Origin of the sequence: Streptomyces sp. NPDC048751 (assembly GCF_043198595.1) — a bacterium.
GTDB lineage: Bacteria > Actinomycetota > Actinomycetes > Streptomycetales > Streptomycetaceae > Streptomyces.
This window is the reverse complement of record NZ_JBICUX010000007.1, coordinates 40,226-64,264: the sequence shown is the minus strand read 5'-3', so window position 1 is coordinate 64,264 and position 24,039 is coordinate 40,226. Positions and strand designations below refer to the sequence as shown.

Annotated in this window: 21 protein-coding genes; 9 read left to right on the top strand and 12 right to left on the bottom strand. The window is 71.4% G+C overall.

The features are described from left to right. Nucleotides 1-57: 57 nt before the first annotated feature. From ACGFNV_RS22715 to ACGFNV_RS22700, 4 genes are all read right to left on the bottom strand, one after another. Nucleotides 58-216 carry a hypothetical protein gene (locus ACGFNV_RS22715; RefSeq protein WP_393624791.1) on the bottom strand — a complete coding sequence of 53 codons (159 nt, stop codon included), beginning with the start codon at nucleotides 214-216 and terminating at the stop codon, nucleotides 58-60. A 101-nt stretch (nucleotides 217-317) separates the two neighbouring features. Continuing rightward, on the bottom strand, nucleotides 318-743 hold the full coding sequence (locus tag ACGFNV_RS22710; protein ID WP_393624790.1) for a hypothetical protein: 426 nt from the start codon (nucleotides 741-743) through the stop codon (nucleotides 318-320). Nucleotides 744-1,005: 262 nt separating this feature from the next. Continuing rightward, nucleotides 1,006-1,620: a TetR/AcrR family transcriptional regulator gene (locus tag ACGFNV_RS22705; RefSeq protein ID WP_393624789.1), complete on the bottom strand. Its 615-nt coding sequence runs from the start codon at nucleotides 1,618-1,620 to the stop codon at nucleotides 1,006-1,008. A 245-nt stretch (nucleotides 1,621-1,865) separates the two neighbouring features. Beyond that, nucleotides 1,866-5,933 carry a type I polyketide synthase gene (locus ACGFNV_RS22700; protein ID WP_393624788.1) on the bottom strand — a complete coding sequence of 1,356 codons (4,068 nt, stop codon included), beginning with the start codon at nucleotides 5,931-5,933 and terminating at the stop codon, nucleotides 1,866-1,868. 236 nt (nucleotides 5,934-6,169) lie between these two features. Between ACGFNV_RS22700 and ACGFNV_RS22695 the strand changes: the two genes are divergently transcribed. Continuing rightward, nucleotides 6,170-7,399 (top strand): AMP-binding protein, encoded by a 1,230-nt coding sequence (locus tag ACGFNV_RS22695; RefSeq protein ID WP_393624787.1) that lies wholly within the window; start codon nucleotides 6,170-6,172, stop codon nucleotides 7,397-7,399. A 58-nt stretch (nucleotides 7,400-7,457) separates the two neighbouring features. Beyond that, nucleotides 7,458-8,285 (top strand): zinc-binding dehydrogenase, encoded by an 828-nt coding sequence (locus tag ACGFNV_RS22690; RefSeq protein ID WP_393624786.1) that lies wholly within the window; start codon nucleotides 7,458-7,460, stop codon nucleotides 8,283-8,285. Between the two features lie 276 nt (nucleotides 8,286-8,561). Here the strand turns inward: ACGFNV_RS22690 and ACGFNV_RS22685 are convergent, their stop codons facing one another. Further along, complete coding sequence (locus tag ACGFNV_RS22685) at nucleotides 8,562-10,166, bottom strand: FAD-dependent monooxygenase (RefSeq protein ID WP_393624785.1); 1,605 nt, start codon at nucleotides 10,164-10,166, stop codon at nucleotides 8,562-8,564. Between the two features lie 128 nt (nucleotides 10,167-10,294). On the opposite strand from ACGFNV_RS22685, the gene ACGFNV_RS22680 reads away from it, so the two are divergent. The 6 genes from ACGFNV_RS22680 to ACGFNV_RS22655 all read left to right on the top strand — a co-directional run bounded on the left by ACGFNV_RS22680 (nucleotide 10,295) and on the right by ACGFNV_RS22655 (nucleotide 16,567). Then, complete coding sequence (locus tag ACGFNV_RS22680) at nucleotides 10,295-11,845, top strand: MFS transporter (RefSeq protein WP_393624784.1); 1,551 nt, start codon at nucleotides 10,295-10,297, stop codon at nucleotides 11,843-11,845. A gap of 149 nt (nucleotides 11,846-11,994) precedes the next feature. Further along, nucleotides 11,995-13,062: an aldo/keto reductase gene (locus tag ACGFNV_RS22675; RefSeq protein ID WP_393624783.1), complete on the top strand. Its 1,068-nt coding sequence runs from the start codon at nucleotides 11,995-11,997 to the stop codon at nucleotides 13,060-13,062. 182 nt (nucleotides 13,063-13,244) lie between these two features. Next, nucleotides 13,245-14,303 carry a ScbA/BarX family gamma-butyrolactone biosynthesis protein gene (locus tag ACGFNV_RS22670; protein WP_393624782.1) on the top strand — a complete coding sequence of 353 codons (1,059 nt, stop codon included), beginning with the start codon at nucleotides 13,245-13,247 and terminating at the stop codon, nucleotides 14,301-14,303. Further along, nucleotides 14,300-14,989: an HAD family hydrolase gene (locus tag ACGFNV_RS22665; protein WP_393624781.1), complete on the top strand. Its 690-nt coding sequence runs from the start codon at nucleotides 14,300-14,302 to the stop codon at nucleotides 14,987-14,989. Before ACGFNV_RS22670 ends, ACGFNV_RS22665 begins: the two co-directional genes overlap by 4 nt. A 358-nt stretch (nucleotides 14,990-15,347) precedes the next feature. After that, entirely contained in the window at nucleotides 15,348-16,391 is a 1,044-nt protein-coding gene (locus ACGFNV_RS22660) for a 3-oxoacyl-ACP synthase III family protein (protein ID WP_393624780.1), read from the top strand. An 11-nt stretch (nucleotides 16,392-16,402) separates the two neighbouring features. Then, nucleotides 16,403-16,567: a hypothetical protein gene (locus ACGFNV_RS22655; RefSeq protein WP_393624779.1), complete on the top strand. Its 165-nt coding sequence runs from the start codon at nucleotides 16,403-16,405 to the stop codon at nucleotides 16,565-16,567. A gap of 90 nt (nucleotides 16,568-16,657) precedes the next feature. Here ACGFNV_RS22655 and ACGFNV_RS22650 read toward each other — a convergent pair whose 3' ends face one another. Next, entirely contained in the window at nucleotides 16,658-17,623 is a 966-nt protein-coding gene (locus tag ACGFNV_RS22650; RefSeq protein WP_393624778.1) for a cyclase family protein, read from the bottom strand. A 122-nt stretch (nucleotides 17,624-17,745) separates the two neighbouring features. Between ACGFNV_RS22650 and ACGFNV_RS22645 the strand changes: the two genes are divergently transcribed. After that, entirely contained in the window at nucleotides 17,746-19,014 is a 1,269-nt protein-coding gene (locus ACGFNV_RS22645; protein WP_393624777.1) for an Nramp family divalent metal transporter, read from the top strand. A gap of 64 nt (nucleotides 19,015-19,078) precedes the next feature. Here ACGFNV_RS22645 and ACGFNV_RS22640 read toward each other — a convergent pair whose 3' ends face one another. From ACGFNV_RS22640 to ACGFNV_RS22615, 6 genes are all read right to left on the bottom strand, one after another. Further along, nucleotides 19,079-19,384: a putative quinol monooxygenase gene (locus tag ACGFNV_RS22640; protein WP_393624776.1), complete on the bottom strand. Its 306-nt coding sequence runs from the start codon at nucleotides 19,382-19,384 to the stop codon at nucleotides 19,079-19,081. Between the two features lie 116 nt (nucleotides 19,385-19,500). Continuing rightward, on the bottom strand, nucleotides 19,501-20,544 hold the full coding sequence (locus ACGFNV_RS22635; RefSeq protein ID WP_393624775.1) for an aldo/keto reductase: 1,044 nt from the start codon (nucleotides 20,542-20,544) through the stop codon (nucleotides 19,501-19,503). A gap of 115 nt (nucleotides 20,545-20,659) precedes the next feature. Continuing rightward, nucleotides 20,660-21,838: an NADP-dependent malic enzyme gene (locus ACGFNV_RS22630; protein WP_393624774.1), complete on the bottom strand. Its 1,179-nt coding sequence runs from the start codon at nucleotides 21,836-21,838 to the stop codon at nucleotides 20,660-20,662. Between the two features lie 147 nt (nucleotides 21,839-21,985). Next, nucleotides 21,986-22,411: a MarR family winged helix-turn-helix transcriptional regulator gene (locus ACGFNV_RS22625; RefSeq protein ID WP_393624773.1), complete on the bottom strand. Its 426-nt coding sequence runs from the start codon at nucleotides 22,409-22,411 to the stop codon at nucleotides 21,986-21,988. A 96-nt stretch (nucleotides 22,412-22,507) separates the two neighbouring features. Beyond that, nucleotides 22,508-22,831: a hypothetical protein gene (locus ACGFNV_RS22620; protein ID WP_393624772.1), complete on the bottom strand. Its 324-nt coding sequence runs from the start codon at nucleotides 22,829-22,831 to the stop codon at nucleotides 22,508-22,510. Nucleotides 22,832-22,944: 113 nt separating this feature from the next. Next, a complete protein-coding gene (locus tag ACGFNV_RS22615) occupies nucleotides 22,945-23,973 on the bottom strand; it encodes an aldo/keto reductase (protein ID WP_393624771.1) in 1,029 nt (342 codons plus the stop codon). Between the last annotated feature and the right edge of the window lie 66 nt (nucleotides 23,974-24,039).

Genomic DNA, 24,039 nt, shown 5'->3' with positions numbered 1-24,039 from the left:
TTTGGGGTTTTTTGCGTGGGGTGACCTTGGAATCCTGGGCGGGGATATGCCGGTGGGTCACGGGTTCTGCTTCGGCGGGCGGTCGGCGTAGTCCTCGACCAGGTTGCCGATGAGCGCGAGGAGGGCGTCGGCTCGGTGGCGGTCCTCGCGCTGTGCGTGCAGGGCCTGGGCGACCTGTCGGAGCCGGGCCAGGGCGTCCGGCTCGCAGTTCAGCACCTCTTCGAGCAGCGGATCGGAGATCAGGTCCAGGCAGGCGCTGAACAGCCGACGGGTGGCAGGGGACGGCGGGGCGGTGTCGGGGGTGGCGTAGGCGGTGGTCAGACAGCGCGCGGGATCGGTGAGGCGCCAGCCGACGACGGTGCCGTGCTGACCAGGAGCGCCACGTCCGGGGCGATGCCGATACCGGCCTCCAGCGGTTCGTCGAGGACGTCGAGGTCGCGCAGGCAGGTCAGCGCGGCATCCCCGGAAGCGCGACACAGCACCATGCACATCTCCAGACGGAAGTCCCGGACCTCGTCCGCACGGAGCCCGCCCGGCCGTACCGCGGGCACGACGGGAACGCGGGCCGAGGTCTCGGCGTAAGAGGACACGTACGGCATCTGGAACTCGGCCCCCACCAGGTTCCGGCTGTCCGGGTCGAACCGGAGGACGTCAGGGGTGTCCCACAGCCAATCCTGGCTGCCGAAGGTGGCCGCGAGGAACCGCTCACGTTCCCCCGCGTTCGCGTAAGGCGCGATGTCCACGGAGTTGCCTGTGAAGCGGGGTTCTGCTCGGGGCCGACTGGTCCCAGGGCTTGGGAGTCGACGGCCGGTGCCGGGTCGCCGGGCGGGAACGCGCCGGTGGCCCCGGGTGCGTCACCGTCCACGCCGATTGCCCCAGGTCGGATCCACGACCTGGGGTTGGCTGCGTGTCGCCGAGCGCGGGGTGCCCCGCCCGCCATGGCGGTGTCCGGTACTCCGGCCCGGGTCCCGTCGGAACAGGGAGTCGTTCGGGAGTACCGGGGGCTTATCGGGTCAGGACGCCGTCAAGGACCGTCCGGCAGATCGCGTGCAGTTCGGCCTCGAGGTCCAACTGGGCGTCGGGCTGGGCCCAGCGGTAGAGCGTGCCGAGGTACACGTCGCGCAGGATGTGGCCGGCGAGGTGCGGTTCCACGGTGTCGAGGACCTCGCTCCGGCTGCGGCCCGCTTCGATGAACTCGGCGAACATCTGGCTGACGTAGGGCTGCTCGTACAGGGGGAAGCCCGCCTTGACCCAGGCGGCGAGCATGGCCTGCGTCTGGGCGCTGTCGCGCAGACTGATCTCCGCGAGGACGCTCATGCAGTGCAGCAAGGTCTGCCGGGTGCCGTCCCCGGGGGCGAGCCCGGCGAGCCCCAGGCGCAGCTGCTCGCGACGGTTCTCCCCCCAAGCCGCGATGAGGTCTTCCTTGCGCTGGAAGTGGTTGAAGAAGGTGCCGCGCGCCACGTCCGCCGCTTCGGTGATCTCGTCCACAGTGGTCTGGTCGTACCCCTGGAGCGTGAACAGTTCGAGGGCGGCGTCGTAGATGCGGTTCTTCACCTTCAGTTTGTTGCGTTCGCGCCGTCCGGTCGGAGGGGGTGCCGTGGTGGTCTGTGTGTCGCTCATGCCTAACTCCTGTCGCCCACTGTGCGGCGCCTGCCGGTCCCTGAACCCCGGTCGCATCGGCGGTCGACGTCGTGGGACGGGGCAGCGCCCGCGTCGTCCCCGGCTGGGCTGAGGCAGACCGCAAGTGCCTGCATTCCGTACACGTGTATCACGATCTATGAATGAGTGGTAGTTCATCTTTGGTTGGTGCCGAGGGTCGGCCGGAACAGATGTGGAGCAATCCGTTCCGGCCGGGCCTCCGCACGTCAGCTGCTTGCGAGCGCGCCGACCAAGGACGCGGCGAGCGTCTTCACATTCTCCTTCCCGAGGAGTCGGGACAGCGGTATGTCACGGCCCAGCTCGACGCGGACGCGCCCCCGCAGCTGTGCGGCGGAGAGGGAGTCGAATCCGTAGTCCCCGAGTCGTCTTCGTACGTCGATGCGTGCGGCGTCCATGCCCAGCAGTTCCGCCACGATCTCCACGAACCTCGATGCCGGGTCCTGGTCGGTGGCGTCGCCGACGAGCCCACCGACCGGCTCGGACGTCTGGGGCATCGGCGCACGGGGCGCCATCGCCTTCCCCCGTGCCGGTGTCCCTGCCTCCTGCGGCTGCGGCTTCAGGGCTTTGCCGAGCCCGCCCAGGAGTCGCCCGGGTATGTGCGGTATCTGCGATAACAGTGGCGTCCGTGACATCTGTGAGATGCGTGGCATTTGTGCTACCTGTGTCATCTGTGCCATCTGCGTCATCTGTGTCAGGATCGCGCGGACGTACGTACCCGCGGTGCCGCCGGTGCCAGTGTCAGCGCTCAACCGCTCCAGCCGGATGCCGTGGAACTCGGCGATCAGGTGCCCCCGCCGGTCGATGACGGTGGCGTCGACGAGGGCCGCCGCGCCGGCCTCCTGGATGTTCAGGGCGGTGTGCAGCCAGAACTCCTCCGGCAGGTCACCGTGGAAGCTCACCCGGCCGAACGCTGCCGCCCGGTAGGCGGAATCGGCCGGGAGCGAGGCGGGAAGGGCCGCGAAGAGAGACAGCAGCGCGGCCTCCCACCCGGCCTGCGCCGGGACGTCCGGGCGCTGCATGAGAGCCACCGACTCGCCGTCGCGACGCCAGATGTGGCGGACGGCGCGCATCGCGGGGCTCGGCTCGTAGCCGCGGCGGCCCAGTCCTTCGAAGAACACCTCCGGGGTCTGGTGGGTGCCGCACCGGCCCAGCGCCGAGTCGAGCATCTCGCGGCCGGACCGGAGGCGCCTCGGCGCGGTGGTGCGCACGGTTGCCGTCAGGCAGGGGATGTTCGGCAGGTCCGGTACGGCGCCCACGGCGTGGACCTCGGCCGAGGCCACGACGGTCCGCTCACGCGAGTCCTTCGACCCCTCCCTGTCCTCCGGCCCCTCTGTCTCGTCCGGTCCCGCCTTCTCCTCTGTTCGCACGCGAAGCGTCACGCGGCCGTCGTGGGGGATCTCCACCAGCTCGTCCGCGAGGCGGATGTCCTCGATGGTGACGGTGCCGGCACCGGCGGAGGGAACCGCTTCGCGCAGCATGGCGAGTTGGACGGCCGGTGGCACCGGGGTCAGCCCTCGCAGCCGGACGGCCGCCCCGCTCAGGTCGGTGCCGAGGTCGACGGTGCGGTGGCGTGCGGCGGACCGGGCCGGAGGCCTCGTACGGCGCAGCGGCTCCGTCTCCCAGGGGTAGGCGGGCAGCGGGACCCGGCGGGCCGGCCCGCGGAACCAGCGCTGCCAGTCGACGGAGCCGCCGAGGGTGAAGAAGGCGCCGAGGGACCGGGCGAGCGCCAGCGCCTCGTCGGGGCGGCGCCGGTCGGTGGAGGCGACGACGGCCGACGGGCAGCCCGCGTCGGCGAGGGTGTCCTCGATCGCGCCCAGCAGGACGGGGTGCGGGCTGATCTCGACGAAGACGTTCTCGGCCTCCTTCGCCAGATAGCGGACGCTGTCGAGGAACCGTACGGGTTTGCGCAGGTTGTCCATCCAGTACCGGGCATCGAGCTCCGGGCCTTCCAGGAAGGTGCCCAGCACGCTGGAGTGCATCGGAACCGTGCTCGGGGCCGGCTTCAGGTCGGTCAGCTGCTTCAGCAGGTCCTCGCGCAGCGGGTCCATGAAGGGGGAGTGCGAGGCGACGTTGACCTGGACCAGGCGGTGGAAGACGCCCTCGCGCTCCAGCCGCCGCCCGAGGCGTCGCAGGGCCTCCGTCCCGCCCGCCAGGACGGAGGAGGTGGGCGCGTTCTGCGCGGCCACGCACACACCGCCGCCCTCTTCGGCCGCGAGGTCCTGCGCCTGCTCGGCGGAGAGGTCCACCACCATCATCGCGCCCTGTCCGGCGGCGCGTTGCATGAGAGCGCTGCGGCGGCAGATGACCGCGGCGGCATCGGCGTGGGTGAGCCCGCCCGCCACGGCGGCGGCCGCCGTCTCTCCCATGCTGTGGCCCAGGCACACCTCCGGGTCGACGCCCATGTCGCGCCACACCGCCGCCAGTGCCACCTCGGCCGCCCACAGCACGGGTTGGACGGTGCCGACCTGGTCGGGAAACGGGCCGTCGGCCGAGGCCAGGACATCCGTGACGGACCAGCCGGTCTCCTCGCGGACCAGGCTGTCGCACGACGCCAGGGCCTGGGCGTAGGCGGGTGACGCGGCCTTCAGCGACCGTCCCATGCCGGACCACTGCGAGCCCTGTCCCGGGAAGACGAACACCGCTCGGCGCGGGCCGTCGAACCCGGCCTCGCCCAGTCCGCCGTTGTCCGTCGGCCGGTCCCGCGCGAGCGCGCGCAGGGCTTCGCCCAGCTCGTCGTGGTCGGTTCCGGTGACCCACAGCCGGTAGGGGTGGGCCTGGCGGTTCTGTGCCGCGGTGGCACAGACGTCCCAGAGGGGGAGGTCACGGCCCGCGCCGTGCGGCGCGAGGAAGTCCGCGTACGCGTTCGCGAGACGGCGCAGGGCCGCGGCGCTGTGGGCGCTGAGGACCAGCAGGTGGGTGGGGCGGCCCTCGGGCAGTTCCGTACGGCCCCGGGGCGGTTCGGCGCGGCGGGCCGGGGCTGCGGCGACCACGACGTGGGCGTTGGTGCCGGACAGCCCGAAGGAGCTCACGCCGACCACGGCGCCCGTCCGGCCGGGGTCCAACTCCTCGTTGCGGGTGACCACTTCGAGGGGACTGGCCGCGTCGGCGAGCAGGGGTTGCGGGTCGGTCAGGTGCAAGGACGCCGGGATGATCCGGTGCCGGGTGACGAGGACGGCCTTGATGAGCCCGGCGATGCCGGCGGCCGCCTCGGCGTGGCCGATGTTGGACTTCACCGAGCCCACCTTCAGCCGCCCGCGGTTGGGGCGCCGACCCCGCACCATCTCTGCCAGGGCGCGCAGTTCGACCCCGTCGCCCACCGGCGTTCCGGTGCCGTGGGCCTCGACGTAGTCCAGCTCGTCGGGGTCCACTCCGGCGCTGCGCCAGGCCTCACTGATCATCATCTTCTGCCCGTCGACGGCCGGCTTGATCAGGGAGCCGCTGCCCCGGCCGTCGTTGGTGACGGAGCTGCCGGGCAGTAACGCGAGGACCTGGTCGCCGGCCTCCTCGGCGTCACGCAGCCGCTTGAGTACGACGACGCCCACGCCTTCGCTGCGGACGAAGCCGTTGGCCTTGGTGTCGCCGAACGCGCAGCGGCCGTCCGGGGACAGCATGTCCGCGGAGGAGAAGGCGATGGCGTCCTGCGGAGAGAGGATGACGTTGGCCCCGCCGGCGATGGCCAGGTCCGTCTCCCCCGCCAGCAGGCTCTGCCGTGCCATGTGGACGGCCACCAGCGACGAGGAGCACGCGGTGTCGACCATCACGCTCGGGCCGCGCAGATCGAGGTCGTAGGAGATGCGGCCCGCCGCCATGGCCCGGAAGTGGCTGCCGGTGGCGTCCCGCAGCGAGTGCTTGTCCAGTTCGGCGCCGTGCGCGTAGTCGGCGGTGGCCTGGCCGATGAAAACACCCGCGTTGCTGCCCGCGATCGCGGGTGCCGTGATACCCGCCGCGTCCAGGGCCTCGCGCACGACCAGCAGCAGGAGTCGGTGCTGCGGGTCGATGCTGGCGCCCTCGGCCGGTGAGATGCCGAAGAAGGCGGTGTCGAAGGAGAAGGCGTCCGGAAGGAAGCCACCGTGCCGCGACGTCGTACGCCCGGGCGTCTTCGGGGCTGGTGCGTAGTGGGGCGTGATGTCGAACCGCTCCGGCGGCACCGGTGTCACCGAATCGACGTTTCCCACCAGGTTGGACCAGTACTCCTCGACGTTTCCCGCCTGCGGAAACCTGCACCCCATCGCCACGACCGCGATGGGTGTGCCCTCCCCGAGTCCTGCACCCATACGAATGAGACCCCCCTCAGTCCGGGTTCAACGGTTCACTGCGCCAGCGAGCCTAGTCTAAAAATAAACTCGAGAACAAGTATGTTCCGGAGGTGCATCCAAATCCTGAACGCTGGTTCGAATCATGGTCTACGATTTAAAGTCGTACTCTGGACTAAGAAGGTACTGCGATACTAATCTTCTGTCGCGCCCCGGCTTCCGTCGAGGCCGTGTACGAGCTGGAGGGGTGAGCTCTGATGGTTCCGCTGGTTCCGCTGGTTCCGCACAGGTCCGGGGCAGGGCGGTCGACAGGACAGGCGGCCGCCGGGCTGTCGGTGCTGCCCGAGCTGATGCGCCGCGCCGCGCGCATCCCCTCCCTGGCCGCGAAGTACGCGCCTCATGTCGGCGCCGACGACTTACCGGAGCTCACCGCGCTTCCGGTGCTGACCCAGCCGGAACTCGCCCGTGCCACGAAGGAGGTGCTGACACTCGGGCGCGCGAGCGACTCGGCCCAGCTGTGGGCCGACGGCGGGACCCTGGACTCGCCCGCGCTGACCCTGCTGCCGGAGGGGATGTTCGCCCCGCAGATCCGCCGGGTGTGGCGCCCGCTGGGTCCCGCGGACGTCCTCGCCAATCTGCATCCACCCGGGAAGCTGAGGCCGGATCACTACTTCTACAACCGGTTCGCCGCCGAGTCGGGCGCCACCACGCTCGCCTTCGGACGGCTGCCGGACGGAAACCACGACGACTGGCTGGACTTCTTCGCCCGGCACCACGTCACCGCGGTGGCCGCGCCTCCCGAGACGCTCCGTCGGCTGCTGGGCGGTACGACGGCCGGCCGGCCGGTGCCGTGGCTGCGCACCCTGCTGCTGGGCGGGGCGGCGTGCGATCCCACCGCGGACGCGCAGATCGCCGAGTGCTTTCCGTACACGGACGTCTGGCGTCTGTACGGGTCACCGGGCGCCTGGGTGACCGGGCACCGGGGGCCGCAGTGCCTGGCGGACGTGTACCACCCCCTGCCGCACCAGCACGTGGAGATCGTCGACGGCATGCTGCGGGTGACGACGCTCGACGTGTCCAGGAACCCGCCGCTGATCCGCTACCAGACCCAGGACCGCGGCGAGTTCGCCCGCTGCACCTGCGGTCTGTCCGGTCCCGCGGTGCGGGTGTTCGGGCCCGCCTCGCCCTTCTTCCGCTTCCACGGCCGGGCCGTCTCGGCCAGGGAACTGGTCGAGTTGGCCACCGCCGGTGAGGAGGTCACCGCCGCCCAGGTGGCGGTGAGCGGGGAGCAGCGGATCCAGTTGAGGGTCCGGCTGGCTCCCGGCGTGCCCGACGACCACCATACCCACGCCTGGATCAGGTTCCGGGTGCTGGAGAGCCATCTCGCGCTCGCGGCCTGCGTCACCGAACAGCCTGATCTGTTCGAGGTGGTCGCGGTGGACGACGTGGACCCGGCCGCGGCGGTCCTGGTGAGCGAGGAGTACTGAAGCGCGGTCCGAGGCTGAGCCACCTGAGGAAACAACCGTAGGTACGAGAGGATTTGTCATGTCCGAGCAGCTCACTTCCCGACAGGACGCGTTCACCGCACAGGCCGAGGACGAGATCCTCGTCGCGGTGCGTGCGGTGGCACCCGAACTCGACGAGATGATCAAGGCCGAACCGCTCCCGGAGGGCTGGCTGCCGGGATGGGACGTGGCCGGGGTGGTGCTCCGGGGTGCCCCCGAGGGATTCAGCCCGATGCCCGGTGACAGGATCGTGGGTGTGGCGACCGGCAGGCAGTGGTCTTCGTGCATGGCCCTGCCGTCCGAGTACGCCGTGGTCCTTCCCGACCACGTCAGCTTCGAGCAGGCGGCGGCGCTGCGGGTGGCCGTACTGACCGCCCTGCGGCTGGTGCGCGGCGCGGGGCCGTTGACCGGCCGTCGAGTGCTGGTCACCGGTGCGGACCAGGGCATAGGCCGGCTGCTGGTGGAGCTGGCCGCGGCACTGGGCGCCGAGGTGACCGCCGCGGTGCGGGACGAGGCGCGGCGGGCGCAGGTCGACGACCTGGGCGCGGCCCGTGTGGTCGCCGGACTGGAGGGCGTCGGCGAGTCCTTCGACGTCATCTACGAGGCCGCCGCGGGCGACGTGAGCGCGGCCGGGCTGGGGCTGGCGGCGGACTGCGGGACGGTGTTCCTCTACGAGAGCTTCGCCCCGCACGCCGCCGACATCAGCTTCTTCCGGTTCTTCGGCGGCCCGGAGCAGGCCGGTCTGCGCCACTTCGTCTTCCGTACGGCCACCCCCGAGGACCGCGAACTCGCCCAGCTGCTCGACCTGTTGACCACCGGCGAACTCTCGTTGGGCGCCATCGCCGCGACGGCGCCGAGCGCGGCCTGAGGGGCCTGGGGCCTGTCGTTCGGGTCACGCCGCAGACGCGGGGTCTGGCACTGTGCGGGTCCGGGGCGCGCGGCCCGGCACCGCACCCCGCCGCGTCCCCGGCGGGAGCTGATCCGACCGGGGAACGTGGCGCGGGCTCCGACCTGGGCCGTATCCGTGAAGTCCCGCCTGGCCACGTTGCGGACACGGCCCAGGACCCGGAAACGGCGGCGAAATGAAAGAGGGGGTGCGGCCCGTGGGCCGCACCCCCTCTTCGCCGTCTCGCGGCGCCGTGGGTCATCCGGTGGTGGCCACCGGCCCCAGCCACTCGGTCAGTTCGGCACGCAGCAGGTCCAGGTCCCCCTGGTGGCCGTGGGCGGCGATGTGGCCGTCCGGTCTGATCAGGTAGTAGCCCTGCTGCCGGCACCCCGTCTCGGGGCGGGCGGACCCGGCGGACAGGTGCACGGCCCGCACCTCGGGCCACGCCGCGGTCAGCCCGCCGACCTGCTCGCGCCAGGCGGCCCCCTCGCCCCGGCACATCACGGCGAGCGTCCAGCCGGGCGGCTCGGCGCGCGGCCCGGCGAACCCGTTCGGCGTCGCCAGTTCGCGCGGGAAGACCGCGCCGACGCCCAGCCCGCCGGGGAGTCGCGAGCGGAGTCGGCACGCGGAGCGGTCGCCCGGCAGCTGGGTGTCGCGGACGGGCGGATAGGCCAGTCGCCGACCGGCCATGACGGGGGCGTACAGGCGGAACAGGCCGGTGCGTTCGGCGGTACGGAAGGCGGCGTCCCGGGCCTTGACCGCCAGGGAGCCGCGCACCATCCAGCCGCGGGTCTGGAGGTCGGTGTCGCGGACCACGCGCCGCGCCACAGCGGCCCGCTCGGGTCCATACGTGAGCAGCAGCCGGGAAGGAGCCCTGCCTTGCAGCACGGCGGCCATTTTCCAGGCCAGGTTGTGGGCGTCCTGCATGCCCGTGTTGAGCCCCTGGCCGCCCGCGGGGCTGTGTACGTGAGCCGCGTCGCCGGCTATGAAGACCCGCCCGAGCTGGAAGTCGCTGGCGTGCCGGGCATGGATGCGGAACTCCGACTCCCAGACCGGCTTGGTGAGCGTGACCCCACGCGGGCCCCGCTCGTCGACGATCTTCTGCATCTTCTCGACGCTGACCTTCTCGCCCGGGGCCATGCTGGAGAAGAACCGGTAGATGCCGCCCGGCAGGGCGACCACGACCAGCGCGCCCGCCGCCGACTGGTAGTACAGCGCCTGGTCCGGCGGCAGGTAACCCTTGATCTCCGTGTCGACCAGGGCGAACGCGCTCTCGTAGGTGCTGCCGGAGAAGCCGCTGCCCAGTTGGCCGCGCACCGCGCTGCCCGCCCCGTCGGTGCCGATGACGAAGGCCGCCCGGGTGCGTTCCACCCGGCCGTCGGAGTGCTCCAGAACCGCGGTCACCCCGTCGACGCCGTCGATGCGCCCGGAGAAGTCCATGGCGTCGAAGGTGAGCAGCCGTACCCCTCGCTCCACCTTGCCGCCCAGTTCCCGCAACCGGGTGCGCAGGATCCGCTCGGTCTCGTTCTGCGGCAGGCACAGCGGGCTGAGCGACTGCGGGAAGTCGAAGCTGGCCAGCCGCCGCCGCTCGGAGAAATAGCTGAACGCGTTGATCTGGACGCCGGTGCCGCGCAGTTCGGACAGCACGCCGAGGTCTTCGAAGAGGTCGATGCTGCGCGGCCAGACCAGCAGCGCCTTGGGGAAGGGCGAGGGTTCGAGAGCGCGGTCGACGATGCGCACGCGCACCCCGCGGCGCAGCAGTTCGCAGGCCGCCATCATCCCGGTCGGTCCGGCTCCCACGATCAGTACGTCGTACGGGTCCGCCACGGTCTTTTCCGGTGCCGGTCGCGCGGTGTTCGACATGGAGCTCCTCCGTCTCTCATGGACGCTCGTTGACTTGACGCTCATTGACGAGGGCCATCAGATATCTTATTGTCATTCGAGATCTTACATAAGGGCCTCAGCCGAGAACACCGGAAGGAAGAGGGGTCATGACCATCCAGACCGAGACCCGGACGACAGCGCCGGAGCGCCGGGAGGACGCGGGCTCGCTCAGCGTGATGATCGCGGTCGCCCTGGCCAGCGTGCTGCTTCCCCTTGCCATCACCGCCCCCGCGGTGGCCATGCCCGACCTCACCATCGACCTCGACTCCACGGTGGCCGGCGGCCAGTGGGTGCAGAACGCGTACGGGGTGACCTTCGCGGCCTGCATGCTGGCGGCCGGCACGCTCGCCGACCAGTTCGGCCGCCGCCGCATCCTGGCGATCGGCACCGTCGTCTTCATGGCCATGTCGGTCGTCGCCGCGCTGTCCACCGACATCCTGGTGCTGGACATCGCACGAGCCTTACAGGGCATCGGCGCGGCCGGCGTGCTCACCAGCGGCGCCGCCATCCTGGCCGCCTCCTTCACCGGACGCAGGCGCACCCAGGCCTTCGGCGTCCTCGGCACCTCCTTCGGCGCCGGCCTGGCCCTCGGGCCCGTGCTCGGCGGGGCGCTCGTCAGCCTGGCCGGCTGGCGTGGAGTGTTCTGGATCAACGTCCTGGTCGGCGCCGTCGCCCTGGCCCTGATGCCGCGCATCAAGGAGTCGAGGGACCCGAACGCGACCCGGGTGGACTGGCCCGGCCTCGCCACCTTCAGCGCCAGTCTCTTCCTGCTCGCGCTCGGCTTCGTCGAGGGCGGCGAGCGAGGCTGGGCGCACCCGGCGACCCTCGGTTCACTCGCGGGCTTCGCCCTGTTCATGGCCGCGTTCGTGGTGATCGAACAGCGGGTGGCGCGGCCCATGTTCGACCTGTCGCTGTTCCGCAACCCCACCTTCGTGGTCGTGGTCTGCCAGCCGTTCACCATCACCTTCGGCTTCGTGGTGCTGCTGAACTTCCTGCCGCCCTACTTCAAGGGCGTCGGGGGCTACTCCAGCACCGAGTCGGGGCTGCTGCTCATGCCGCTGATGCTGCCGATCTTCGTGCTGCCGCTGCTGATCGGCCGGCTCGTCGCGGACCGCGTCACCCCGCGCATGCTCCTGACCGTCAGCTCGCTGCTGATCGCCGTCGGCTCGCTGTGGATGATCGTCCTGGAGCCCGGGCAGTCCTGGACCACCGTGGTGGCCCCGCTGCTGATCTTCGGCCTCGGTGTCGGCTCGGCGTTCGGGGCGATGGACAACGCCGCCGTCAGCGTCGTACCCGTCGAACGGGCGGGCATGGCCTCCGGCATCTTCAACACGATGCGGATCGCGGGCGAGACCGTGGCCGTCGCCGCTGCGGGCGGGTTCCTCTCTTCCTTCACCCGAGGTGAACTGCTCGATCGGTCACCGCAGTTCGCCGACCAGGCGCCCCGGCTGGCCGGCGAGGCGACCCAGGGCCGGGTGGACGCCGCGCTGGCCACCGTCCCCCCGGCGCGCCGGCCCGAGGCGCTCGACGCCGTGGCCCACAGCCTGACCTCAAGCCTGCACGTGTCGTTCGTCGCGCTGGCCGTGCTCGCGGCGGCCGGCGCCATCACCACCTTCCTCGTCGTCAAGGACAAGGAGCTCGCGGACGCGGCGAACTGACCGCCCGCCCCAAGCCGGGAGCGCCCGGTCCGCCCCCCGTCCCGGGCGCTCCCTCCCCCCCACCCCTCGTCTCCCTTCAGCACCCCCACGCGCAACTCGGCTCAGCCACCTCAACTCAGCTCAGCCACCTCAACCGAAAGCAGGAGAAGATGCGTTACCGCTACCTCGGCGACACCGGCCTGTCCGTCTCCGAACTGTGCTTCGGCGCCATGACCTTCGGCGGCGGGGCCAGCTTCCTGGGAGACGCCGAACGCAACTGGTCGGAGTTCGGCACCGTCGACGACCAGAACGTGCTGCGGATGATGGACCAGGCCCTCGACGCCGGCATCAACTTCTTCGACACCGCCGACGTCTACAAGAACGGCATGGGCGAGGAATTCTTCGGCCGCACCCTGCAGAAGGTGCGCGACCGCGTCATCATCGGCACCAAGGGCCGCTGGCGGATCACCGACGACCCCAACGACATCGGCGCCACCCGCCACCACCTGAACGCGGCGGTCAACGACAGCCTGCGCCGCCTGAACACCGACTACATCGACCTCTACCACATCCACGGCTTCGACCCGCGCACGTCCCTGGACGAGACCCTGCGCGTGCTCGACGACCTGATCCGGGCCGGCAAGATCCGCTACATCGGCGTCTCGAACTTCGCCGGCTGGCAGCTGATGAAGGCGCTCTCCGTCTCCGACCGCCGCAACCTCAGCCGCTTCGTCTGCTACCAGGGCTACTACAACATCGGCGCCCGCGACCTGGAGCGCGAGATCATCCCGCTCGCCGTCGACCAGAACGTCGGCATCACCGCCTGGTCCCCGCTCGCCGGCGGCTTCCTCACCGGCAAGTACCGCCGTGGCGAGGGCCGCCCCGAGGGCAGCCGCCTCGCCCAACGCACGCCCGCCGAGTCCGCTCCGCTCACCGACGAGAACCAGGCGTACGACATCGTCGACGAGATGGCGAGGATCGCCGACGAGCGTGGTGCGACCGTCGCACAGGTCGCCCTGAACTGGGTGCTCGCCAAGCCCGGCATCACCTCCGCCGTGGTCGGCGCGACCAAGCCGCACCAGCTCGACGACAACCTCAAGGCCATGGAGTGGACGCTCTCCGAGGACGAGCTGGCCCGCCTGGACAAGATCAGCGAGACCGAGGCGCCGTACCCGTACTGGCACATCGGCACCGTGGGCGCCGACCGCAAGCTCCCGGGCGACGTCTACCCCGCATGAGCCCCTTCGGGGACGACCGCCCGTAGCGGCCCCCCGGTACAGCAGCGGAGGGACGACGCTCCCATGTCGTCCCTCCGCCCGTCCGTCCTGCCCTGTCACCGCCCGCTCGCCGGCCGATCCCTCTCTCCGCACCGATCACGAGCAGGAACTCACCACCACCACGACAGAAAGCCAGGCCATCCATGACCACTGCACCCCATGCCGCCTCGGCGGTACCGCCGCTGGACTACACGCGCACCGTGGACCGTCTGCTCGTCCACCGGGACGCTCTGGGCGAAGTGTTCCTGACGGACCTGCAGCCCATCGACGAGGACCACTACGCCGCGGGCGCGCAGCTGCCCAGGTCGCACGCCTACTACGGCGACCATCTGCTGCGCCCGGGCTGCTACGACCCGCTGCTGATCCTGGAGGCGTGCCGGCAGGCCGCCCTCGCGGGCGCGCACCGCTTCTTCGGTGTGCCGTCCGACAACAAGTTCATCCTCACCCACCTCAGCCTCCGCCTCGACCACCCGCAGATGGTCGTCGTGGGCACCTCGCCGCTGTCGTTCGCGTTCCGCGTCCGCATCGTCAGCCGCAGAGAACGCGAGGACCGGGTCACGGGCCTGGACTACGAGATGGACCTGATCGCCGACGGGACCGTGATCGGGCAGGCGTCCATCGGGCTCCGCTTCAAGACGCCCACCGGTTATCTGACCCTGCGGCTCAACAACCGCGACGGGTTCGCGCTGCCGTCGTCCGCGACCTACCCGACGAGTACGCCCGGGGCGCCCGTCGCCCCGCATCTGGTCGGCCGCGCCAACCCGGAGAACGTCGTACTGGTCGACGCGGCGGTCACGGACAACACCGCGCAGGCGCTGCTGCGCATACCCGCCCGGCACGCGAGCCTCTTTGACCATCCGCAGGACCATCTGCCCGGCATGGTCATCGCCGAGGGTGCCCGGCAGCTCGCGCTGCTGGCCGCGCTCGACGTCCAGGGGCTGTCGACCTTCAAGACCATCGTCACCGAGATGCACGTGCGCTTCACGCGCTTCGGGGAGCTGGAGGACGACACGGTGCTGACGGCCTGGGTCGACAACCCGCGGGAGACGGCCGGCTCGACGACGCTCTACACGCTCGGCGGCATGCTGCCCGCCGAGCACGAGTCCGGCCCGTCGGCGCGGCTTCCCGTGCGCGTCGAGGCCTCGCAGAAGGGCGAGCCGCTGTGCGTGTTCTCCTTCGTCCTCGCCCGGATGACGGCGTGAGCGGCCAGGCGGCCTCGTACGCCGTCTTCTCGGACGTGGACGAGACGCTGGTCCGCGTCAAGAGCATGTTCCGGTTCCTGGCGTTCTACCTGCGGTCCCGTGGCGAACCCCCGGCCACGTACGACCGGTTGACGGGTGAGCTGCGGGACGCGGCCCTGCGGGGGGCGCCGCGCGGCGAGATCAACCGCAGGTACTACCGCCTGTACCGGGGCGAAGAGGCGACGCGGCTCGCGCGGGCCGGGCGGCGGTGGTTCACCGCCGAATGGCAGGAGCGGGCGGACGGGCTGTACGTGCCCGAGGTCGAGGAGGCGCTGAACACGCACCAGAAGGCGGGACAGCCCCTGGTCCTGGTCTCCGGGTCGTTCTTCGCCTGCCTCGACCCGATCGCCGAGGACGTCCGCGCCGACCAGGTGCTCGGCACCCGTCCGGTCGTCCGGCGGGGCGAGCTCACCGGGGAGGTCCTGGTGCCCATGATCGGCGCGACCAAGGGCCGGGCGGTCCGCGTCGCGGGGGCCCTGCGCGGCTTCGACCTGGCCCGCAGTTCCGCGTACGGCGACCACATCAGCGATGTCCCGATGCTGGAGGCCGTCGGACACCCCGTCGCCGTGGGCGACGACGGGGAACTCACCGCCCACGCCCTGCGCTCGGGCTGGTCCCGGCTCCTGACCGGGGCCCCCAGACGGTGAACGGGGCCCGCTCGACCACGCGGGGCGCCACGGTCACCGACGCGCCGCCGCTCAGGCAGGCCGGGAAGACCGCCGCCGCCCCCGCACCCGGGCCCGGCACGGAAGAGACCGAGGCCCCACCGCCCCGGCGGCGGCCGGCCGTTGCCGTCCGGCCGCTGTGGGAGCGGCCGTCGGTCACCGGGGCAGGAACGTCCGACCGCCCCACGGCGGCCGCAGTCCGGCTGCTCCGCCGGCGGGCGGCGGTGGTCGGGTCGCGGCTGCGGCGGGGTGCGGTCGTCGTCGTCCGGGCGGTCGGGCGTCGGCCGGAAACATCCGTGGGTCGCATCCGGCGGCCCGCCCTGGAAGGGGAGGTTCTCACATGACTCGTATCGGCATTCTGGCCACTGGCTCCTACCTGCCCAGCACGGTCGTCACCAACGAGGAGATCGCGCGCGGGGCGGGCGTGACCGACGAGTGGATCGTGCGCAAGACCGGCATACGGGAACGTCGGCGCGCCGACGACCGTGACGCCACGTCGGATCTGGCCGCCCGCGCCGCCCGCGCCGCGCTGGAGCAGGCCGGCGTCCGGGCCGAGGACGTGGCGTACATCGTGCTCGCCACCTCCACGCCCGACCACCCCCAGCCGGCGACGGCGAGCATCGTCCAGCACCTGATCGGCGCGGTGAACGCCGCGGCCTTCGACATCAACGCGGTGTGCAGTGGTTTCGTGTACGCCCTCACGGTGGGCGAGCGACTGCTGAGAGCGTCCGGCGAGGGACGGTACGCGCTGGTCATCGGCGCCGACATCTACTCCCGCATCCTGGACTACTCCGACCGCAAGACGGCCATCCTGTTCGGGGACGGCGCGGGCGCGGTCCTGCTGGGCGGTGTCCCGGACACCTGTGGGATCCGGGAGACCAGCCTGCTCACCCGCGGCGACCAGTACCGGCTCATCAGCGTTCCGGCCGGCGGCAGCCGGTTGCCCGCCACCGAGCACACGGTCGAGGAGGGGGCGCACTACTTCCGGATGGACGGGCGAGGAGTGCGCTCCTTCGTGCAGGAGAACCTCCCCGAGGCGCTCCACGAGCTGCTCGACCGGGCCGGCGTGAGTCGTGATCACGTGCAGCACTTCGTGCCGCACCAGGCGAACGGCGTGATGCTCGGCGAGGTGTGGCCGGCCCTCGGCCTGCCCGCGGCGACGATGCATCTGGCTCTGGAGCGGTACGGGAACACCGGCTCGGCGTCGGTGCCGGTGACCCTCGACATCGCGCACCGGCGGGGCGAGTTCGCCGACGGGGACACCGTGCTCATGGCCGGTTTCGGCGGCGGGATGACGGTGGGCGCGATCCTGACGCAGTGGGCTCCGACGGCGTTCGCCCGTGACGGCGAGCAGAACGAGCGGCGACTGGTGGCGGCTCGGTGAACGGGGGCGGGGTGAGCATCGACGATCCGGAACTCGAGGAACTCGTCCGCAGGCATGTCGCCGCCCGCCGACGCGCCGATCTGCGCCGGGCGACGGAGCGTTCCCTGCAGTCCTGGCTGCTGGGCGGCGCCCCCGCCGAGTCGGCGCCACCGCGCGACCCCGGCCGACGCGCCTGAGGCCGACACACGAAAGCCGGTGTCCCCCCTGTCGCCGCAGGGGGGACACCGGCTTTCGTGTGTCGGCGTCGCAGGAACGCGTCGACCGACTCAGTAGATGCCGAACATCCGCACCGGGCCCGCGAAACCGCCCTTGTGCTTCATCAGGCCGATGACCGTCATCGCGCCGGACTCCGGGAGCTTGTCCACGTTCGCGGCCCACTCGATGCCGTAGTGGCCCGTGGGCAGCAGGAACTTGTGGGCCCGCGGGTCGAGGTAGTTGTTGGCCCCCGAGTCGAGGCTCGGGCTGTCGGTGGCCACCCCGACGATGTTGCGCTGGGTGACGAGGAACTCGGCGGCGTCCCAGCCGATACCGGGGAAGTGGGGCTTGCCGTCCGCGTCCCGGTTGAAGATCCGGTCCGGGTCGTTGATGCGCGAGGACCAGCCGCAGTCCATGGCGACCACGGCGCCGTCCGGGATACGGCCGTGGCGGCTCTCCCACTGGCGCAGGTCGTCGTAGGTGAGCAGCGCGTCGAGGTCCTTCTGCGCGCGGTCGGCGATACGGACGACCACGAGCGGCGCTATGAGGTTCTCCGCGGGGATCTCGTCGGTGGCGAGCTGGCCGTTGTCGAAGTGCTTCGGGCCGTCCATGTGCGTGCCGCTGTGCTCGTCCATCGTGATCATGAGGGTGTTGTAGCCCTCCTTCTCGACGGACGCGACCTGTGTGAACTTCGGCGGCTCGACGAAGGGGCGGAAGACCGGGAAGTCCTCACCCCAGGCGTGGCTCATGTCCACGATGCGGCGGCCCGTACCGAACAGCTTCTTCGCTCCGGCCGCGGGCGCGGCGGCGGCCGGCTTCGCGTCCAGCAGGCCCATGCCGGCCACCGTGGCGCCCAGTGCCCCGGCGAGACCCAGCATCCGGCGCCGGGAGGGAGCGGCGGCCGCCGCGGCGCGGCGCACCTCACCGGCGGACTGCACGCTCTCCTCGGGGTTGCACGCCTTGTGGGCGTGGATCAGGTCGTGGTCCTCCGTGTACGTGTCGCCGTACACGGCCTTCATCACCCAGGTTCCGCACACGTTGCTCTCCTCTGGCGGGGTTGGCGGGATCGGCTGCGCCGGGTGGGCCCCGGCTGTACGATCCCATGTAACCATAAGAGATCTGATGCATATAAGGCATCGTTGAAATTGGGAGGGCTGCCGTGTCCGACGTCCTTGCCCCGCCGCGCTCCTCACGACCGGCCGTACGCGCCGCGACCAGGGCTTCCCTGGGTTTCGGCCCGGCCTTGGTGACCGCGGTCGCCTATGTCGATCCAGGAAACGTCGCGATCAACTTCAGCGCCGGTTCCGGGTACGGGTACACGCTTCTGTGGGTCGTCATCGCCGCGGGCGCGTCCGCCGGGGTGATCCAGTACCTGTCGGCCAAGCTGGGCGCCTGCACCGGGCGCTCCCTCACCCAGTCCGTGGGAGAGGCACTCGGCCGGCCCGGCCGCCTCGCCTACTGGGCGCAGGCGGAACTGGTGGCGGCGGCCACCGACGTCGCCGAGGTGGTCGGCGGGGCGCTCGCCCTGCACCTGCTGTTCGACCTGCCCCTGTGGATGGGGGCGGTCGCCACCGCCGTGGCCTCGTCGTTCCTGTTACGGCTGCGCACCGCCCGCGGCGGCAACGCGTTCGCCGTGGCCGTCACCGCCGCCCTGGCCCTGATCGCCGTCGGATTCGTCGGATGCATGATCGCCGCGGGGCCCTCGGTGAGCGGCATGGCGTCCGGGCTGCGCCCGTTGCTGCCGGACGGCCAGGCGCTGCTCCTCGCGTCCGGCGTCTTCGGCGCCACCGTGATGCCGCACGCGGTCTACGTCCACTCCGCGCTGAGCCGCGACAGTGCCCGCGCCCTGGGCGGGTCACCGGTCGACCTGGACGGCACCGCGGGACGCGTGCGGGAGACGCTGTCGGCGACCCGCTCCGGAGTGGTCGTCGCGATGCTGGTCGCCGGCACCGTCAACGCCTCCCTGCTGATCATGGCGGCGGCCCTGCCGCGCGGCGGATCCCAGGAGCTGGAGGAGATCCACGGGACGGTCGGCGCGCTGCTCGGTGCCGTTCCCGCGCTGGCCCTGGCGATGGCCCTCCTGGTCTCGGGGCTCGCGTCCACGGCGGTCGGCACGCACGCGGGCGACATCGCCATGTCGGATCTTCTGCACCGCCGCGTACCGGCGTGGGTACGGCGCCTGGTCGCGCTGGCACCCGCGGTGCTCCTGCTCGCCGTCGGCGTGAACACCACGCGGCTGCTCGTGCTCTCCCAGGTGGGCCTGTCCGTCGGCATCCCGTTCGCGCTCGTCCCGCTCATCGTCTTCACCTCCCGGCGGTCCCTGATGGGCTCGGCGGTCAACCACCGCGCCACCACCGTCGCGGCCGCGGCCGTGGCGGCGGCCGCGATCGCCATCAACGGCGTACTGCTGGCACAGCTGGTGGGGTGAGCAGGGGGTACGAACGCCGAGAGGGCGGCGGGCACAGGCCCGCCGCCCTCTCGGCGTTCGTCTCTCACACGGTGGCCGGGTCCGCGACGCGCGTACCGCGCAGCAGCCAGGCGGGACCGTCGGCCCAGTCGCCGACGACCTCGAAGAACCGGGCGAAGTGCTCGCCCTCGCAGTGGGCGTCGAAGGCGGCCTCGTCGTCGTACGCCTCGTACAGATAGAAGCGGTTGGGGTCCTCGGCGTCGGCGATCAGGTCGAACGCGCGGGTGCCCGGCTCCTCGGCGGTCGAGCGGCGCCCGTCCTCCAGTGCGGCGGCGACGAACGCCTCGCGCCGGTCGGCGGGGACGGTGAAGGAGACGGCAACGGTGTACACGGGAGCCCTCTTTCCTGACGGCGTGTCTGAGGTGTCTGAGGTGTCTGACGAAGCGGGGGACCGGTCGTCGGACCGGTCCCCCGATGGTTCGCTGGTGCGGACGGTGGTGCGGCCGCTCAGGCCGCGGACGGGCCCTCGCCGGCCCCCGTGGCCTCGATGGCACCGCGGATCTCGGCGAGGTCCGCGGCCGTCAGCTCCAGGGTGGCCGCGGCGATCCAGCCGTCCACCTGCTCCGGAGTACGGGCGCCGACGATCGCGCCGGTGATGCCCGGCCAGGCCAGCGCCCAGGCGACGGCGACGGCACCGGTGGAGACGCCGTGCCGCTCGGCCACCGGGGCGAGCGCGGCCGCAAGCCGGAGGTTGGCGTCCAGGCCGGTGGTGAAGTCGGGGTGCCCACCACGCCAGTCGTCGGCCCCCAGGGACGCCACGCGCTCCCTGGAGAACGCGCCGGTCAGCAGACCCGACTGCATCGGCGAGTAGACGATGGTGCCCGACCCCTGAGCGTGCGCCAGGGCGATCAGGTCCGCGGCGGAACGGTTGATCGCGGAGAACGGCGGCTGTACGACGTCGACGTGGGCGACCTTCTCGGCGACCGCGAGCTGCTCGGCCGAGTGGTTGGACAGGCCGATGGCACGCACCTTGCCCTCGGCCTTGAGGTCGGCCATGACCTGCCAGTACTCCTCCAGCGGCGTCGCGTTGGGCGAGACCTCGCCCTCCGGGCCGCCGTACTCAAGGGACTCACCGGTGTCCGGCCAGTGCACCTGGTACAGGTCGATCCGCTCGGTGTTGAGGCGGCGCAGCGAGGCCTCGACCTCGCGGCGGACGCTGGCGGGCTTCATGATGCGGTGCGGTGCGGCGGACGGGTCGTTCTCGTCCCAGACCAGGCCGCACTTGGTGAACACGTAGGGCCGCTCGGACTCGGACAGGCCGGCCAGCGCCTTGGCGATGACCTCCTCGGAGTGGCCCAGGCCGTAGACGGCCGCGGTGTCGATCCAGTTGATGCCGGACTCCACGGCGTGCCGGATGGCCGCGACGGAGGCCGCGTCGTCCTGGGCGCCCCAGGCGTAGCGCCAGCCGCCGCCGCCGATGGCCCAGGCGCCGAATCCGGTGCGCGTGATGGACAGCCCGCTGGTGCCGAGCTGGGTCGTGGGCAGTGTCATGGAAGTCGCAGTCCTCTTCGTGTCGGTTGTTCTTGCCGGTGGTTGTGGCTGTTGTCCGGTCGGATGTTCCGACCGGTCGTTCCTGTGGCTTCGGGGCGTGCGGCAGGGCGGCGCGTCAGCCGCGGGCGACGCCGTCGCGGCGGGCCTGCTCGGCGACGGCCTTGGCCACCGCCGGGGCCACGCGGGCGTCGAACGGGCTGGGCACGACGAGGTCGGCGCTCAGGTCGTCGCCCACGACGGCGGCGATGGCGTCCGCGGCGGCGAGCTTCATGCCCTCCGTGACGGTGCCGGCCCGCACGTCGAGCGCGCCGCGGAAGATGCCGGGGAACGCCAGGACGTTGTTGATCTGGTTGGGGTGGTCGCTGCGTCCGGTGGCCACCACGCGCGCGTGCCGCGCGGCGACCGCGGGGTCCACCTCGGGGGTGGGGTTGGAGAGGGCGAAGACGATCGCGTCCTGCGCCATCCCGGCCAGGGCTCCCTCGCTGATGGTCGCCCCGGACAGTCCGATGAACACATCGGCGCCGCGCAGCGCCTCCTCCACGGAGCCGGTGTGCCCGGCGCGGTTGCTGTCCCGTGCCACCGCCGCCTTGTAGGGGTTCAGGTCGTCCCGGCCGGAGTGCAGAAGGCCCTTGCTGTCGCCCACGGCGAGGTCCTTGATGCCCGCCTCCAGCAGGATCCGGCTGACCGCGAGCCCGGAGGCCCCCGCCCCGGCCACCACGGCACGCAGGTCACCCAGGGACCGTCCGGTCAGGCGGGCCGCGTTGCGCAGCGCGGCCAGCACGACGACCGCGGTGCCGTGCTGGTCGTCGTGGAACACGGGGATGTCCAGGGCGGCCCGCAGCCGGTCCTCGATCTCGAAGCACCTCGGAGCGCTGATGTCCTCCAGGTTGATGCCGCCGAAACTGGGGGCGAGCCGTACGACGGTCTCCACCAGGTCGTCCACATCGGTGGCGGCCAGGCAGACCGGTACGGCGTCCACGTCGGCGAACTCCTTGAACAGCAGCGCCTTGCCCTCCATGACCGGCAGGGCGGCGGCCGGGCCGATGTCGCCGAGACCGAGCACGGCGGTGCCGTCGGAGACCACGGCGACCGTGTGCGACCGCCAGGTGTAGAGGTCCGCCAGTTCGGGATGCTCCGCGATGGCCGTGCACACCCTGGCCACGCCGGGTGTGTAGGCCAGCGAGAGCTGGTCTGCGTTGTCCACCGCGACGGTGGATCGCACGGCCAGTTTCCCGCCGCGGTGGAGCACGAAGGCCGGGTCCTGCTCGAGGGAGTTCGGGGTGCTCGCAGACATGGATACCTCGGGGTCGAGTGGGCACGCCCCTGGCGGCGCGCATCCCTGATGAGTATTCGTCATCAGCATTCCATAAGATGTCTTACATCTGCAAGGCGTTGAACCGGTCCCGGAAGGAGCGTCCGGGACTACGGCCTACGTGAGTCGCTACTTGCCGTCCGCGGGCTTCCAGCCCGACAGTGCCTTCGAGCAGCGGTCGAGCTGCGCCTGGAACGTGGCCGCCTCGTCCGGCCCGAAGCAGTCGGCCAGCACCTTCTCGACCTCGGCCACCGCCTCGTCGGCGCGCCGGATCAGCGCACCACCCGAACGGGTCAGGCGGGCTTCGAGGATGTGGCTGTGGATCGGGTGCGGACGACGCTCGACCAGGCCGCGTCCCTCCAGCGTCGACAGCACCGAGGACATGGTCTGCGGTGTGACCATGCCACGCCGGGCCAGTGCGGCCCCGGACAGGCCCGGCTCCAGCATGAGCGCGAGCAGCACGGTGTACTGCGGAACATTGATCTTGAACGGGCGCAGCGCGGCGTGCTTGGCAGCGGTCAACTCCTGCTCAGCACGCTTGATGCGATGTCCCATGCGTTCTTCCACCGACGGCCCCATGTCCCGCAGGTTACCCGCAAATCTCTTATTGGTGTATGGCCTCTGCTGGACATTCGGCGGAAGCGACCGGAATCACTCCTTCCGGCCTGCGGCCGTGGCGGCCCCGACCCGGCGCCAGCAGAGGGAGAGCTCGTCGTCCGAGTCCGGCCGGGCGACCGGAAACAGTACGACGGCGATCAGCGCGTCCCGCACCAGCGCACGGCGCGTCTCGTCGTCGAACTCGTACTCCCACTGGTGCAGGGCGTGCTTGAGCGACACGGGCACGCGATGCGGCAGGTCGTATCCCAGCCGGTCGAGCAGTTCCTGGGCGGCGGCCATCCGGGCGAGCCTGTCCGCCGTCCACATCCGCTCGAGGACGGCCCGGCCGACGCGCTGCTCCAGTTCGGCGGCGGGCACCGGGCACCCGCAGCCCGAAGGGCAGGTGTAGGCCCCGGCCGGGCTCTCCCGGTGGATCAGTGGCTCGCCGCATCCGCCGCACCGGACGGTCCCCGCCAGTACGGCCCCGGCACTCATCGGCGTCGGCGCAGTGCCGCGTCGGCGAGGTGTGGGGGCGTGTAGTCGGCGTCCGACGGGTTGAGGTCGGTGCCGGGCGGGACCAACTCGTCGATACGGTCCAGCACCGCGTCGTCCAGCGTGACGTCCGCGGCGGCCAGCAGGTCGGTCAGCTGCTCCAGGGTGCGCGGTCCGATGATGGCGCTGTCCACCGCCGGGTGGCTGAGCACGAACGCCAGCGCGAGGTGGGTCAGCGGGAGACCGGCGTCGTCGGCGAGCTTGAGGAGCTCCTCCACGACCTCGTACTTGCGGACGTTGCCCGGCAGTGTCTGGTCGAACTTGTGCGAGATCAGGTTCTGCCGGAACTCGTTCAGCTCCAGCGGGCTGTCGCGACGGTAGCGGCCCGTCAGCCAACCGCTCGCCAGTGGGCTCCAGGTGAGAATGCCGACGCCGTGGCGCTGCGCGGTGGGAAGCACCCCGCGCTCCACTCCGCGCATGAGGACGGAGTACGGCGGCTGCTCGGTGTGGAAGGGCACGTGCCCGCGCCGCTCCGCGGTCCAGCGGGCCTCGACGAGCTGCTCGGCGGGGAAGTCCGAGCTGCCGATGGCCATGACCTTGCCCTCCCGCACCAGGTCGGAGAGGACGGAGAGGGTTTCGTCGAGGTCCGTCGTGGGGTCGGGACGGTGGACCTGGTAGAGGTCGATCCGGTCGGTGTCCAGGCGGCGGAGGCTGTCCTCGACGGCCTGGCGGATCCAACGCCGTGAGTTGCCGCGCCGGTTGGCGTCCTCACCCATCGGAAAGTGGACCTTGGTGGCCAGTACGACGTCGTCCCGGCGCCCCTTGAGGGCCTTGCCGACGATGTGTTCGGACTCGCCCGCCGAGTACATGTCCGCCGTGTCGATGAAGTTGACGCCCGCGTCCAGCGCGGTGTGGATGAGGCGTACGGCCTCCTCGTGGTCCGGGTTTCCCCAGGCCCCGAGCATCATCGTGCCGAGTGCCAGCCGGCTGACCGTGATGCCGGTGCGGCCGAGAGTGGTGTGGCGCACGAGGGTTCCCTTCGTCCGGTGCGTGTGGTTGTGCTCCCACTCCATCGTCCGGACCGACGAGGCTTC

Coding starts and splice junctions, on each gene's coding strand:
- ACGFNV_RS22705 (WP_393624789.1), bottom strand. CDS start 1,620: ATGAGCGACACACAGACCACCACGGCACCCCCTCCGACCGGACGGCGC.
- ACGFNV_RS22700 (WP_393624788.1), bottom strand. CDS start 5,933: ATGGGTGCAGGACTCGGGGAGGGCACACCCATCGCGGTCGTGGCGATG.
- ACGFNV_RS22695 (WP_393624787.1), top strand. CDS start 6,170: ATGGTTCCGCTGGTTCCGCTGGTTCCGCACAGGTCCGGGGCAGGGCGG.
- ACGFNV_RS22690 (WP_393624786.1), top strand. CDS start 7,458: ATGTCCGAGCAGCTCACTTCCCGACAGGACGCGTTCACCGCACAGGCC.
- ACGFNV_RS22685 (WP_393624785.1), bottom strand. CDS start 10,166: ATGTCGAACACCGCGCGACCGGCACCGGAAAAGACCGTGGCGGACCCG.
- ACGFNV_RS22680 (WP_393624784.1), top strand. CDS start 10,295: ATGACCATCCAGACCGAGACCCGGACGACAGCGCCGGAGCGCCGGGAG.
- ACGFNV_RS22675 (WP_393624783.1), top strand. CDS start 11,995: ATGCGTTACCGCTACCTCGGCGACACCGGCCTGTCCGTCTCCGAACTG.
- ACGFNV_RS22670 (WP_393624782.1), top strand. CDS start 13,245: ATGACCACTGCACCCCATGCCGCCTCGGCGGTACCGCCGCTGGACTAC.
- ACGFNV_RS22660 (WP_393624780.1), top strand. CDS start 15,348: ATGACTCGTATCGGCATTCTGGCCACTGGCTCCTACCTGCCCAGCACG.
- ACGFNV_RS22635 (WP_393624775.1), bottom strand. CDS start 20,544: ATGACACTGCCCACGACCCAGCTCGGCACCAGCGGGCTGTCCATCACG.
- ACGFNV_RS22630 (WP_393624774.1), bottom strand. CDS start 21,838: ATGTCTGCGAGCACCCCGAACTCCCTCGAGCAGGACCCGGCCTTCGTG.
- ACGFNV_RS22625 (WP_393624773.1), bottom strand. CDS start 22,411: ATGGGACATCGCATCAAGCGTGCTGAGCAGGAGTTGACCGCTGCCAAG.